General features: G+C 55.8%; 14 protein-coding genes. 7 read left to right on the top strand and 7 right to left on the bottom strand.

Annotation, left to right across the window (positions count from 1 at the left end; genetic code table 11):
• Nucleotides 1-168: 168 nt before the first annotated feature.
• Nucleotides 169-609 (bottom strand): GcrA family cell cycle regulator, encoded by a 441-nt coding sequence (locus tag ABIE64_RS11725; protein WP_007090171.1) that lies wholly within the window; start codon nucleotides 607-609, stop codon nucleotides 169-171.
• Between the two features lie 224 nt (nucleotides 610-833).
• Here ABIE64_RS11725 and ABIE64_RS11720 point away from each other — a divergent pair, with 224 nt between their 5' ends.
• From ABIE64_RS11720 to ABIE64_RS11710, 3 genes are all read left to right on the top strand, one after another.
• Entirely contained in the window at nucleotides 834-1,496 is a 663-nt protein-coding gene (locus tag ABIE64_RS11720; RefSeq protein ID WP_354377523.1) for an NnrU family protein, read from the top strand.
• A 135-nt stretch (nucleotides 1,497-1,631) separates the two neighbouring features.
• Nucleotides 1,632-2,093, top strand: a complete 462-nt coding sequence (locus ABIE64_RS11715) for a hypothetical protein (protein ID WP_065701777.1) — start codon at nucleotides 1,632-1,634, stop codon at nucleotides 2,091-2,093.
• A gap of 106 nt (nucleotides 2,094-2,199) precedes the next feature.
• On the top strand, nucleotides 2,200-2,679 hold the full coding sequence (locus tag ABIE64_RS11710; protein WP_065701776.1) for a hypothetical protein: 480 nt from the start codon (nucleotides 2,200-2,202) through the stop codon (nucleotides 2,677-2,679).
• 38 nt (nucleotides 2,680-2,717) lie between these two features.
• On the opposite strand, the gene ABIE64_RS11705 is transcribed toward ABIE64_RS11710, so the two are convergent.
• The 4 genes from ABIE64_RS11705 to ABIE64_RS11690 form a co-directional block, all read right to left on the bottom strand.
• Entirely contained in the window at nucleotides 2,718-3,581 is an 864-nt protein-coding gene (locus ABIE64_RS11705) for an NUDIX hydrolase (protein WP_354377522.1), read from the bottom strand.
• A gap of 80 nt (nucleotides 3,582-3,661) precedes the next feature.
• Nucleotides 3,662-3,988 carry an ACT-like domain-containing protein gene (locus ABIE64_RS11700; protein ID WP_007090166.1) on the bottom strand — a complete coding sequence of 109 codons (327 nt, stop codon included), beginning with the start codon at nucleotides 3,986-3,988 and terminating at the stop codon, nucleotides 3,662-3,664.
• A 424-nt stretch (nucleotides 3,989-4,412) separates the two neighbouring features.
• Complete coding sequence (locus ABIE64_RS11695) at nucleotides 4,413-4,637, bottom strand: hypothetical protein (protein WP_354377521.1); 225 nt, start codon at nucleotides 4,635-4,637, stop codon at nucleotides 4,413-4,415.
• Nucleotides 4,624-5,652, bottom strand: coding sequence for a M23 family metallopeptidase (locus ABIE64_RS11690; RefSeq protein WP_354377520.1), 1,029 nt, complete (start codon nucleotides 5,650-5,652; stop codon nucleotides 4,624-4,626). The genes ABIE64_RS11695 and ABIE64_RS11690 overlap by 14 nt, the downstream gene beginning before the upstream one ends.
• 103 nt (nucleotides 5,653-5,755) lie before the next feature.
• On the opposite strand from ABIE64_RS11690, the gene ABIE64_RS11685 reads away from it, so the two are divergent.
• Nucleotides 5,756-6,652 carry a sterol desaturase family protein gene (locus tag ABIE64_RS11685; protein ID WP_354377519.1) on the top strand — a complete coding sequence of 299 codons (897 nt, stop codon included), beginning with the start codon at nucleotides 5,756-5,758 and terminating at the stop codon, nucleotides 6,650-6,652.
• A gap of 12 nt (nucleotides 6,653-6,664) precedes the next feature.
• On the opposite strand, the gene ABIE64_RS11680 is transcribed toward ABIE64_RS11685, so the two are convergent.
• Complete coding sequence (locus ABIE64_RS11680; RefSeq protein WP_354377518.1) at nucleotides 6,665-7,456, bottom strand: class I SAM-dependent methyltransferase; 792 nt, start codon at nucleotides 7,454-7,456, stop codon at nucleotides 6,665-6,667.
• A gap of 242 nt (nucleotides 7,457-7,698) precedes the next feature.
• Here ABIE64_RS11680 and ABIE64_RS11675 point away from each other — a divergent pair, with 242 nt between their 5' ends.
• A complete protein-coding gene (locus ABIE64_RS11675) occupies nucleotides 7,699-8,133 on the top strand; it encodes a MaoC family dehydratase (protein ID WP_082832855.1) in 435 nt (144 codons plus the stop codon).
• A 101-nt stretch (nucleotides 8,134-8,234) separates the two neighbouring features.
• Here ABIE64_RS11675 and ABIE64_RS11670 read toward each other — a convergent pair whose 3' ends face one another.
• Nucleotides 8,235-9,452 (bottom strand): MFS transporter, encoded by a 1,218-nt coding sequence (locus ABIE64_RS11670; RefSeq protein ID WP_147262267.1) that lies wholly within the window; start codon nucleotides 9,450-9,452, stop codon nucleotides 8,235-8,237.
• Between the two features lie 339 nt (nucleotides 9,453-9,791).
• Between ABIE64_RS11670 and ABIE64_RS11665 the strand changes: the two genes are divergently transcribed.
• Nucleotides 9,792-10,748, top strand: a complete 957-nt coding sequence (locus ABIE64_RS11665; RefSeq protein ID WP_062948492.1) for a bifunctional riboflavin kinase/FAD synthetase — start codon at nucleotides 9,792-9,794, stop codon at nucleotides 10,746-10,748.
• 103 nt (nucleotides 10,749-10,851) lie between these two features.
• Nucleotides 10,852-13,692 (top strand): isoleucine--tRNA ligase, encoded by a 2,841-nt coding sequence (gene ileS, locus ABIE64_RS11660; protein ID WP_354377517.1) that lies wholly within the window; start codon nucleotides 10,852-10,854, stop codon nucleotides 13,690-13,692.
• Nucleotides 13,693-13,751 lie beyond the last annotated feature (59 nt).

Below are 13,751 nucleotides of genomic sequence, written 5' to 3'. Positions count from 1 at the left end.
TCTCTAGTTCGGTTTGATGTGGGCTGGGTTTCTTAAGCATTCCCCATTGAATCAAAAGTCCCCGCCAATGGCGAGGACTTTGTCAGCAGTCTGAGCCGCCCATCGGAAGAGGGCGGCTTTTTAATTGGGCGTGCGCGAAGACCGTGAAGGTCAGCGACAGCCAGACTGTTACTTTTTGGGACCGTGCGACATATGCGGCGCATTCGGGCGACCCGGAACATTCCGCGGGCCGTCTTCGCGCGGGTTTTTGCCGTTCAGATAGGCGGCTGCGCAATGTTCGTCGCAGTAAGGTTTGCTCGGCACAGATTTCTTGCCGCAGAAATGGAAGTCTTCATCGCCCGGATCACCGAACGGCCAGCGGCACATACCGGCACCGAGATCAAAGATGCTGATACCTTTGCTCTGTACTTTCGGGGTCGGTGCCTTTTTCGGCTCGCTCTCTTCGGCGCGGCGCTGGATCGGGGAGGGGCGCTTGGGCAGGCCAAGGCGGTGTGCCTTGCCAACGACGGCGTTTTTGCCAACGCCCAGTTCTTCACCGATGCGTGCTGTGGTCCAGCCCTGATTCCAGAGCGAGGTCAGCAGTTCAATCTTTTCCGGCGTCCAGCTCATTTCGAGTATATTCCGTGTTTCTTTGTCTGCCCGGTGGAAAATCCATAGGCAGGTGCTTATTGTCCGAAGTCAAACAGGGATACAGACGTATCCGCTAATATCACGCGGCGCAAGGGTCTTAGCCATTTTGGACCAATCGGGACCAGTTTGACGACCGGTTTGCTGCACGCGGAAAGATGCGCAATTTGCATGACAGCGCGTCAATGTAAAGGGGAGATCGTCATTTGACATGGTTTTTCGTTTCAGTCGCGGTGTTTATGGCGGGGCATATCGTGCCCGGTCTTCTGCGCGGTGCGATCACGGCAAGGATCGGTCATACGGCATATATTATAACGTTTTCGGTCACGTCGCTGTTCCTGCTGGGGTGGGTGATTTATGAAGTGCGTCATGCGGACTTCATCGCGCTGTGGCCCTACGAAATCTGGCAAAACCATGTGACGCTGACCTTCATGCTGCCTGCCTGTATTTTGTGGGCTGCGGCGATTATTCAACCCTGTCCGTTGTCGATAGGACGAAAAAAGGGCTTTGATCCGGCGCGCCCGGGGATCAACCGTTTGACCCGTCATCCGCTGCTTTTGGGTATGATGTTGTGGGGACTTGGGCATATCGTGCCCAATGGTGATCTGGTGGCTTTCATGTTCTTTGGCGGGGCGACGGTTTTTGCCATTGCCGGGTTCTGGCGGATGGAAAAAATCCGCGCCCGCCACATGGACGTGGCCGAATACAAGGCAATCCTTGACGGGACTCGACGGTTTGACGTCGCGGGGCTTGCCAAAGGCGCGCTTGGCTGGCGCGATATCGGGCTGGGAATTCTGCTTTATGTCGTGCTCCTTTGGGCGCATCCCTATGTCATCGGGGTTGATCCATCGGCGGTAATCGGCAGCTGAACCACCATTGACCGCATTTTGCGGTTGTGAGGTCTGATGCAGAAAACCTTGCCGCAACGCTTGAAGTTCCAAGGTTTCATTGGAATACTGGTTCGCAGAATGTCCATCCTGGACAGGTTATTTCTGTGAGGTGTTATGACGTCTCCTGAACTTGCGACCAATCTTGCCCGTTTCGCCGAGATGGAAGGCCGCCACCCCAGACTGCTTCTGGCGACGGCATCGTCGGCGGAAGAATCCCATCACAAGCATGTCGCGACCCTGTTTGCCGATGGCGGGTTTGACGTTGATATCGCCCCGAAAAATTCCGACGCACAATCGATTGCCCGTCAGGCGGTGGATTGCGATGCCGATATTCTGGTTCTGATCCGTTTGTCGCTGACGGCTGAAGACCGGGTGGGGGTAGCCGATGTGATATCGTCGCTGGCCGCCCTTGATGCGGAATATATCAAATTCGGCATTGTCGGGAAAACCGATGACCCGGCGCGTGACAATGTTGATTTCGTCTTTGATCTTGAACATCTGGGAACGGATGATTGCGAGGCGCTGGTCGGTTACATTCTTGAGATTGAAGAAGACCGGGTTGCGCAACATATATAAGGCGTTGCGATATTGCTTGCCGGCCGCAGGCAATGATTTTGAAACCCTTTGGGTGCATGATGGTTGCCTTGTGATGCGGGCAACCAAACCATAGCAGGAACGATTGATGGGAATGCTCAAGGAGACGCTGCTGCGCGTTTTCGTAGGAAAACGCGGACGGGAGGCCCTTAAGGCCTATGGCGATGCACAGTCCCTTCAACTCAATGATCCCGAACTGGCCGCACGCAGTGCTGCCCAGGCCAAACAGGCACGCCGGATCGAAGACCGCGCGATGGCCTATCAGGAAAGTGGCATGTCCTTTGAGGAGGCCCGCGCACAGGCCTTGGCCGAGACCCTGACAGAACAGTCGGATAATCCGCAGGCCGCGATCCTTAAGGCTCTTGAAGCCGCCGATGCCAAGATCGGCAAAAAGAAAAGCCGGATGCCAAGTGCAGCCGACGATGCGCGCGCCAAACTGATTTCCGAAGCATTGGTTGCCATCCGCAACAAGCAGGAAGATCTGGACAAGCTTGATCCGGAATTGCGCGCCAAATTGACCCTGATGGCGGTTGGGGCGCTTATGGGCGGTCCGCCGACCAAACAGTAAGTTTGGGGCGCTTTTGCGCGGGACAAATCAACAAATCCCTATCGGAAAATATTGCGATGCAGCCCGGTGGTCAGCTGGCTGTAATCCGGTTCATTGTCGGCGGTCAGGAAGCCGTGGCGAATCAGGAAATCGATGATCACCAGCGCGCAATTGAATTTGAAATCAAAACTGCTGCGTACGATTTCGGCAACCTCGGCCAAAGGCATCAATTCAAACCGTTCGACTTCGCCGTCCGCACATCGCGGCACGAAATCGGCGGGCAATTCCAGATCATAATTGACCATGACATCGGGCTTTAGCCCTTCGGTGGTTTCGTAAAGATAGGAAACGGTACCGACCGGTTTCAAATTTCTGGAGAGGTTTTCGGGGATGGCGGCTTCTTCGGCACATTCCTTGATCATGTTTTCAAGAAAACCAAGTCCGGTCGGCTGGCCGCCTGCAACCATATTGTCGAGCATGCCGGGATAGGTCGGTTTGTCCTTGGCACGGTGGGCAATCCACATATGGATGCCATCATCTTTTTGCACATAGCCGTTCATATGCACACCCCAGGACCGGAATCCGAAATAGGGCATGGCGGACCGATCCAACTGACACAGCGGATCGTGACCCAGTGTCGGGCGAATATCGAACCGTTCGCCATGCAGGCGACGGATGATGCCCTGATCGCAAAGCGCCTTGGTGGCGCTATCGAGCGAACGGTTGCGGTCATCAAGGGTTCCGATATGTGGCGCAAAGCAAAATTCGCCATTTTCATCGCGGACAAAGTCCGGGCCAAGTGCGGACAGGGCGGTGGCAAAGTCCGGACGCAAGGCACCCAGAGACATTCCATCAATGCGGAATGGCACATAGCGCGATGGATTGGCGTTGTTGCAGGCTTTGATATGATCAAGATAGGTCAAGACGGGCTCCGTCGGTTGGGGCGCACTGCAACACGATCATGTTGCAGTGCCGCGACCCAGACAGACTAAGCGTCCAAGGCCTAAGCGCCAAGGGCAGAGTTGGAATAACCCTTTTCCGATGTCAGAACCGTATTCACATGCACGATCTGACGCAGGCAACGCGCGATATGTTCGGCAACTTTGGTTTCGAGTTGCTGAATCTGGATATCGATCTGCAATTCGCTGAAACCGGCATGGCTGTCGGCGACGGTGGAATGCCAGCTTGCGGGGACAAGATTGCGTTTGGAAAACAGTTCAAGCACACGCGGCATAACATCGGGTTCTGCGGCGGCGTGAACGGCGAAACAATAAACGGATTTGGTCGGCTGCGCGCTTTCAAGCGGCGCGAGAAAGGCATGATCGGTCATGACAATGCACACACATTTTCATTGCATCCAGTAGGCGAAAAGACACGTCCCGGGGTCCTCAGACCACCGGGCTGGTAATTCGCGTAATGGCAACGATGAAAAGGCGGCGGTTGTTCATGAAGATGTTCTTGAACTTTCGGGTCGTTATCCCCGATTGGCTAACGACCGGTAAAATGACAAAGCGCTTGGATAAAGATCAGAGGATCAGGAGCGATGCAATCAGGGCCAGAATGGTGCCAGCAAACAGGATTTCCATCGAACGGGCGATCTGCTGTTCACGGGCAATGGCGATAGCAACGGCTTTGCGCTTATTCATCATTTTTACTCCGTCTTATGACAGGTATCTTTTAATGCACCACACGGTGCACGATTGAAATATATGCAGGCATATGGTCCCGATACAAGTGCTGTCCTGATAAAAACGTCAAAAAACTTTCAACCTGATGGAAAAGGCCAGCTTTTCTGTGCTTGTTTTGGTCATAAATAACCAAAGGTTGATGGTGCGGCGCATAAAAAACGCGAGAATCGGAATTGGCACGTGGCTCAGTTGCTGCCGATTCCCGCGATATTGGCATGCTGTGCTGCGATACCCGTCGGCAATGTCGATGTTATCCGCAGCGTTATCGGCGGCGTTGTCAGCGAATGGCAAGCTCGGTGATGCCGATTTCCCTGGGTGGTTGGCCGGGGCGGGTAAAGGTGACTTCACCGCGATAGGCCCCTGCGGGCCAGCGATCACCGGGGCGGTTGATATTGACATAAAACCACTTGGCGCGCGGGCCGTTATCGTTTTCGACATTGATGGTGAAATCGCGGTGTCCGCCAATGCCGTTCGGGCCATCCATGCTTAAACGGATGATATCGCCGTTGCTGGCACCAATCAGATAAGCCCAGAAAAACAGGCCGGGGCTTGAGGCGGGGAGTTCGCTGCTTTTGCCATAGCCGCGTTTAATGTCGGTGGCATTGGGTTTGGCCGGCGAAAATCCCGACGCATAAAGCGTTATAGCGCGATAGGACATCTGTTCCTTGGCGGCCTCGGTCCAGAGAACGGCGTTACTGGCATTGCAATCCTGCGGGGTGACGGCACCCATCGGCGTGCCGCTGAACGGATCGACCAGCTGGTTATCCTTGCGCAGGTTGAAATGAAGATGCGGGAAGGTGGCCTGACCGGACATGCCGATCAGTCCGATTGTCTGACCGCGTTCGACCGTATCACCTTTTTTCACCGCCAGCGATCCGCGGCGCAGATGGCAATACTGGCTTTGCCAGCCGTCATCATGGTTGATCAGAATGCCATTGCCGCATTCGATCCCCTTAAGCGCATCCCCGACCAGACGGCCGGCGTCGATATCCTCGACCCCGTCGCGGGTGGCGATCACGGTTCCGGCAGCAACTGCATTGACCTCGACCCCACCAATCATGGTGGCTTCGTCAGGAATGGAAAAATCGGTTCCGCGATGGCCTTCATAGGTGGTAGTGCCACAGGCAAAATCACGGATTTCAGGGCCGGGATCGTGATCGACATAATGAACCACATCGCACTGGCCATAAAGGCAATCGACCGGCAGGTCAAAAGGCGGGCCATCCGCGCGGGCGATGGTCGCGAACGGCACGAGGATCAGGACCCCGAATAAACCTGCCGCAATACGTCCTGTCGCCTGCCCCATCAAATCCTCCTGCCGGTGCCCTGTACCGTCGGTTTTGAAACCGCTTTTGACAGGACTGCTTCGTCACACATCCTTCATCTAACATAATGGTGATGGACTTGCGATGGGCAAGGTACTGTATTGTTTCAATATCATCGACTATGACCATAAAGACACAATCGTCGTCACCACCCTGGTATTTGGCAGGAACATGATGGACCAACAGGCCGGGCTTTTAAGACTGGTTATCTTTGCCGCCATCCTTGTCGTGATGGCAATGTGGGAGGCGTTCATGCCTTATCGTCCGGCGGGTGGGTTGCGCAACCCGGGGCGGTGGCTGACCAATTTCGGTTTGCTGTTGATGGGGGCTGCATTAACCCGATTCACCATCGGGGCCGCGATGATTGCCGCGGCCATTCTGGCCGGGCAGCAGGGCTGGGGCGTGATCAATCAGACCGAGGAATTGATGAGCCTGCCCGGGTGGCTGAGTGGCCTGATTGCAATCGTCGCACTTGATTGTGCGGTTTACTGGCAGCACCGCCTGACGCATATCGTGCCGGTTTTCTGGCGGTTTCACCGGGTGCATCATTGCGATATCGAATTTGATGTCTCGACCGCGGTGCGGTTTCATCCGTTCGAAATTGTCGCATCAGCGATTTATAAATCGGCTTTTGTGATCCTGCTGGGGGCTGATCCGTGGGCGGTGGTGATTTATGAAAGCATGCTAAGCGGATTTGCGCTGTTTAATCACGGCAATGTTCATTTGCCCGGCGGGTTTGACCGGTTATTGCGCCGATTGATTGTAACGCCCGATATGCATCGGGTGCATCATTCCAGCCTGATGCGCGAAACCAACAGCAATTACGGAAATATCCTGTCGGTTTGGGACCGGCTGTTTGTCAGTTATGTCGACCATACCAAGACCAATGATCATGACATGCAGATCGGACTTGAGGAATTTCGCGACAAACGCAGTCAAAGCCTTTGGTCGGTATTATGGATGCCGTTTCGCCGGTCTTGATGTAATCGTCGCCTATTCCCCGACGATACCGCGCACAACCATAGCGGATGCCACCAGCGAACGGCGACCATCATCCTTGCCCCCCAGATAGGACCGTTCGGTAGCGGTGCGCAGCTGCAGGGCCAATTCGGGATCAAGGCCGGTAAAGAAATCACGGATCAGGCTGTGCGCACCCAGAAGCGACTGCCAGTAATCCTCGAAATCCAGAAAATCCATGCGTATCGACAGGGTTGCGGTATCGACATCACGCAAACCGGCATCGGACCAAAGATCAAACAGGGCGTCTTCGCTTTGATAGGGGATGTCGAAAATCCTGCTGCGCAATTCATCGCCTGCCGGATAGGCGATCACGGCCGCGGCATCGAGAAACAGGCGGATGAAGGATAATCCCCCGGCACGATCCCAGACACTTGCTGCAATCCGCCCGCCCGGTTTGGTGACGCGAACCATTTCCGAAACAGCACCCGCCGGACCTTCCAGATCGTTTAACAGCAATTGCGAAAAGGCGGTGTCGAAACTGTCATCGCCAAAGGGCAGGTTGCTGGCATCCCCGGTTTCAAAGCTGACATTGGGTGCGGCGCTAAGCAACGCTTCGGACAGGTAATCCGGGATCAGATCGACCCCGACAATGCGTGCCTTTGGGTACCGCGTGGCGGCGGCGAGTGTGAGGCTGCCGGTACCGCAGCCGACATCAATCAGCGAACCGCAGGAGGGTGCCGCAACAAAATCAAGGAAGTTGCGCGATAGGCGGCGGCTCCATCGGCCCATGGCGATTTCATAGATATCGGCAGTGGTCGCATTCATGGACGTTTTCCGCAATTTGTTGTTCTGAGGGGCAGTTTGCACCGTGACGGTGCAGGACGGAAGTCCCCATTTGGGCAGTTCCGCCGGATATGGCAAGCCTGTGAAATTACCCTGTTCAACCAATTACCCATTGCCGAAAAAAGAAAACGCGAAATAATATTGCGAATGCTGCGGCGCAAAAATAAATCAGAAGTCAGACGCAGCGATCAGAAACAGGCAAGGAAAGTCAGGAAATGAGAGAGATGAACGGACTGGAAGGGCTGTATCTTGAAGATATCGAGATCGGCATGGTCGGAAGTTACGCCAAAACCGTGACGGAAACCGATATCGTGATGTTTGCCGGATTGTCCGGCGATACCAACCCGGTTCATCTTAATCAGGAATTTGCCGAAACCACGATGTTTGAAGGCCGCATTGCGCATGGCATGTTGTCAGCCGGTTTCATTTCAACCGTGCTGGGTACGCGTCTTCCGGGGCCGGGCACGATTTACCTGTCGCAGAATTTGCAGTTCAAGGCACCGGTCCGTATTGGCGATACTGTGACCGCAAAGGTTACGGTGCGCGAGATCATCGCGCCCAAGCGTCGGGTGGTTCTGGAAACCAATTGTTATGTTGGCGATAAATGCGTGATCGCGGGCGAGGCGATGGTGATGGTGCCATCGCGCGCCGCAGCCTGACAACAGGAAGACACCCGCAGAGAAAAGCTGGCGCGACGGACATCGCGCCAGCATCCGGATCAGGAAACCCCATCGGCACGGGGGCGGGGTGGAGCTTTGCCCTAGGCGGTGACGCTGATCCGGCGTCTGATGGCGGTCAGCAGTCCGACCACGGCGAAACATCCGACAAGCATGCCCATATCGTGATAGATCGCGCGGTATCCAAACGCATCCACCCATGGCTGACTGATCAGCGGGGATAGAAACTGGCCGATAAAGATGCTGGCCGTCAGCACCCCGGCAACGCGACCACGGATGGATGGTGGGGCGACCGCCATGGCACCGGCCATCATATTCGAAATCACCATGCCCAATCCCAACCCGGTCAATCCGATGGAACCGGCAATGCCGAAATAATCCTGGGTCAGGGCGATCAGGTTCATGCCCACTGCCATAATGCCAAAACCAATGGCAAACAGGGCCGGGATGGTGAAGTGACGCCGCAGACGTCCGTAATTAAGTGATGCGATGGCCGATGCCAGTGGCAATAGGCCCATGGCAAGACCGGTGCCGCTGGCGGGCGCAATGCCGAGTTTTTCGATATAGAATGGCATCTGGGTCGGGATCAGGTAGAAGGCCGTGCTGTTAAGGGCGGCGATCAGGCAGAATAATGCGACCAGCAGAATATCGCGCCGGGTGACATCATCTGCGGGAACGTGTCCAGGTTCGTGCCGGACCGGTTCGGGTTCATACAATACTTTCAGAACCGCCGGGATCAGCAGGAAGGCAATGGCATAGACCGCAAAGGGACTACGCCAGTGCAGTTCGGTCAAAACACCGCCGCCGGCAATAAAAACCAGCCCGCCAAGTCCGGTGAAGGCAACCTGATATCCCATGAAACGGTCGCGCATATCACCGCTGAAATAATCGCCGACAAGGGCGGTGGCGGTGGTCATGGTTCCCGCAACCGCAAGACCAAGCAACGCCCGACCGATCAGAAGGCCAGACAGGCTGTCGGCAAACAGGCCCGATGCACCGGCGGTTCCATAGAGCAGAAGCGACACCAGAAGCAGCGGTTTGCGCCCGATCCGATCCGCAATCGCCCCGGCAAAGGGCGCACCGATGGCAACGAACAGGCCGGGCAGTGTCAGGACAAGGCGGCTGAGCATCACGACATTTTCATGATTGGCAAAGCGGGCTTCGATCCCCGGAAGCGATGTCGCGATCAGCGCGCCCGACATGATCGTCAGCGACGCCAGAAGCAGCATGGTGATCCGGATCGAAAGGCTTGGTGTTTCGGTTGGCATATCTTGCTGGCGTGTTAGGGGCTGGTCAGTCACAGGGCAGTCTCCGATCGGGTTGATTGGCGCGAGGCAGGCCGGGGTTCCGTGTGGTGGTGCAAAAGGTTCTGATCGCTTACCGGTATTGGTTGAAACCCCTTTGTCGGGGGGCGTGACAATGATCCTGCATCCTGAAGTAAAGTTGAGGTCAAGGGGTAAAACAGCGCGATTTTTTAAAAATCTGCGACCACAATGATCCGGGCGCATAGCAGCAGCCAGACGCTTTTTGTCGGAAAAGTCTTTACGCTTCGGGCTTGCGCGCTTTATAGCTGCCCGCTGGACTGTGCGGATATGCGATCTGCCGGCATGATGACGAGCAAAAAAGAGAGACCGGCGCGGATGCGCGTTTTTCGATCTTTTGACAATCTGGGTAATGACGCGCGTGGCGCGGTTGTTGCGATTGGCAATTTTGACGGCCTTCATCTGGGCCATCAGACGTTGCTTGATCATGCGCGCAAGATCGCTCGCGATCTGAATGCACCGCTGGGCATTCTGACGTTCGAACCTCATCCCCGGATGCTGTTCCGCGCAGGCGAACCCGAATTCCGTCTGACATCGGCCGATGACCGGATTACGGCGGCGTCCGATCTGGATATCGATCTGTTTTTCGAAGCCGAGTTTAATCGCGATTTTGCCGCGATGAGCGCCGAAGAGTTTATCGAACGCATTCTGGTGAATGGACTTGGTGTGCGCCATGTCGTTGTCGGTTGGGACTTCTGCTTTGGCAAGGGCCGGGCGGGAAATGTCGATCTGCTGCGTGAAATCGGCGAAAAATCCGGTTTCGGGGTGACGGCGATCGAGGCGGTTACGCATGATAACGGGATCATCTATTCCTCGACCGCGATCCGGCAGGCATTGCGTGAAGGCCGCCCGCAGGATGCGACCCATTTGCTGGGGCGCCCGTGGGAAGTTGCCGGTGTGGTGATCAAGGGCGATCAGCGCGGCCGCACGATTGGTTTTCCGACCGCCAATGTCGCACTTGGCAATCATCTGCGTCCGAAATTCGGTGTTTATGCCGTCGAGCTTGGCCTGATATCGGAAGAAAATGATGAAACCGTCGAACGCTGGATCGACGGAGTCGCAAATATTGGTGTGCGCCCCAGCTTTGGCGGGGATGCGGATGCCGGGCTTGAAGCCCACCTGTTCGATTTCGATCAGGACATCTATGGCCGTCGCGTTCGCGTGCGTTTGCACGGCTTTATCCGGGGCGAACAGAAGTTCGATGGGCTTGACGCACTGAAAGCCCAGATCGCTGCGGATGTGATTGCCGCCAAAGAGATTCTCGGCAAGATTTGAAATTGTTGTCGAACCCGTTATGATCCGCGCGCCTTTACGGGGGCAGCCAGTATCACCGGGGGTTCGCCCTTGTAATTTGTTTAAAGACGACAGGACCGTCACGATGAGTGTCGAATACAAAAAGACCGTTATCCTGCCCAAGACCGATTTTCCGATGCGGGCGGGTTTGCCAAAGATGGAGCCGACCCTGCTGGAACAGTGGGCGAAAGAGGATCTCTATGGCAAAATTCGCGGTATTTCGGCGGATCGCGAAATGTTTGTCCTGCATGATGGTCCGCCCTATGCCAACGGCCACCTGCATATTGGTCATGCACTCAACAAAATCCTGAAAGACGTGATCACCCGTTCGCAGCAGATGATGGGCAAGAACGCGGTTTATGTTCCGGGCTGGGATTGCCACGGCCTTCCGATCGAATGGAAGATCGAAGAACAGTACCGTGCCAAGGGCAAGAACAAGGATGATGTTCCCATCGCCGAATTCCGCAGGGAATGCCGCGAGTTCGCCCAGAAATGGCTTGATATCCAGCGCGAGGAATTCAAACGTCTTGGCGTGATGGGCGACTGGGACAATCCCTATGTCACCATGGATTACAAGGCCGAGGCATCGATCGCCCGTGAACTTGGCAAATTCCTGATGAACGGCTCGCTCTATATGGGCTCGAAGCCGGTCATGTGGTCGGTGGTTGAAAAGACCGCCCTGGCCGAGGCCGAGGTCGAATATCACGACCATACCAGCAAAACGATCCATGTCCGGTTCCCGGTTGTTTCATCCAGGGTCGAAGCCCTTTCCGATGCGACGATCCTGATCTGGACGACGACCCCCTGGACCATTCCGGGCAACCGCGCAATTTCGTACGGGGCCGAGATCGACTATGTCGTGATCGAAGTGACCGAAACCGCCGAAGAAGCCTGGGCCAAGGTCGGCGAGAAAATGGCGATCTGTGCCGATCTGGTCGAAGACGTTTGCAAGCAGGGGCGTATCACCGGACACAAGGTTGTTGGCAATTTTAAAGGTTCCGACCTTGAAGGCACCGTTGCTGCCCATCCGTTCCGTGGGCAGGGTTATGAGTTTGACGTACCGCTTCTGGCCGCGGATTATGTCACGACCGATACCGGTACCGGCTTTGTCCATACCGCGCCGACGCACGGCCCGGACGATTACCAGACCGGTCTGAAATATGGTCTTGAAGTGCCGGAAATGGTGGATGGCGACGGGGCTTATTACCCGACCGTGCCGCTGTTTGCCGGCAAACGCATCTATGATGAAAACGGCAAGGAAGCCGATGCCAATGAGGCGGTCATCGCCAAACTGATCGAAGTTGGCGCATTGCTGTCGCGCGGGCGTCTGAAGCACTCCTATCCGTGCTCTTGGCGATCCAAGGCCCCGATTATCTATCGCACCACACCGCAATGGTTCATTTCCATGAAGGATAATGACCTGCGTGAAAAGGCGTTGAAGGCGATTGATGAGACCCGCTTTGTGCCGGAAGCTGGTCGCAACCGTTTGCATTCGATGATTGCCAACCGCCCGGACTGGTGCGTTTCGCGCCAGCGTGCGTGGGGTGTACCGATTACGGTATTCATCAATAAAAACACCCGTGAACCGCTGCGTGATCAGGGTGTACTTGACCGCGTCTACGAAGCATTCTGTGCCGAAGGTGCCGACGCGTGGTTCACGCGCGATGCGCAATATTTCCTGGGCGACAAATATGATGCCAAGGATTTCGAACAGGTCACCGACGTTCTTGACGTCTGGTTTGATTCTGGTTCGACCCATGCCTTCGTGCTTGAAGAACGCCAGGACCTTAAATGGCCGGCCGACCTTTATCTTGAAGGGTCGGATCAGCATCGCGGCTGGTTCCATAGCTCTTTGCTGGAATCCTGCGGCACGCGCGGCCGTGCGCCGTATGACGCGGTTCTGACGCACGGTTTCGTTCTGGACGGCGAAGGCCGCAAGATGTCCAAGTCGCTTGGTAACGTCATCGCGCCCCAGGACATCATCAACAAGCTTGGTGCGGATATCCTGCGTCTTTGGGTGGTCAGTTCCGACTATCACGATGACCTGCGTATCAGCCACGAGATCATCGAACGTCATTCGGACATCTATCGCCGCCTGCGTAATACGCTGCGTTTCCTGCTGGGCAATCTTGACGGCTTTACCGAGGCGGAAAAGGTTGCGGATAACGAATTGCCGGAACTGGAACGCTGGGTTCTGCATCGTCTGAGCAAGCTGGACGATCTGGTGCGCAAGACGACGGCGGATTTCGATTTCCATACGCTGTTTATCGAACTGCATAACTTCTGTGCGCTTGATATGTCGGCGTTTTACCTCGATATCCGCAAGGACGCGCTTTATTGCGACGCGCCAAGCAGTGCCAAACGCCGTGCGGCGCGTACCGTTATGGACCGCGTGTTTGACAGTCTGGTGCGCTGGCTGGCACCGGTTCTGTGCTTTACCGCCGACGAGGCATGGCGCGCGCGCTATGGTGCCGACAGTTCGGTTCATTCCGAGACGTTCAACACGATCTCGGATGGCTGGAAAAACGACGCGCTGGCCGCCAAGTGGGAAAAAATCCGCAAGCTGCGTCGCGTTGTAACCGGTGCGCTGGAACTGGAACGTGCCGAAAAACGCATCGGGGCCAGCCTTGATGCCGCACCGAAGGTCTATGCAACGGCGGAATATGTCGAAGCGCTTAATGGCCTTAATCTTGCCGAAATCGCCATCACATCTGATGTAGAACTGATCACCGGCGACGCACCCGAAGGGGCCTATACCCTTGAAGAAGTTACCGGCGTTGGTGTGGTTCCGGCATTGGCCGAGGGCGAGAAATGCGAGCGTTGCTGGCAGACATTGCCCGAAGTCGGCAGCCACCCGGTGCACAAAACCGTGTGCCTGCGCTGTGCTGATGCCGTTGATGAAATGGGGATCGAGGCCGCCCAATAAGGCGGCCCGTTTCCGGTTCTGGTCTGTCCATTCGGAAGACCGTGTTCAGGCAAGACAGA

This window comes from Thalassospira sp. MBR-102, from assembly GCF_040549275.1.
Classification (GTDB): Bacteria; Pseudomonadota; Alphaproteobacteria; order Rhodospirillales; family Thalassospiraceae; genus Thalassospira; species Thalassospira xiamenensis.
Note: the sequence above shows the minus strand (reverse complement) of the source record. Positions and strands in the feature narration are given on the sequence as shown.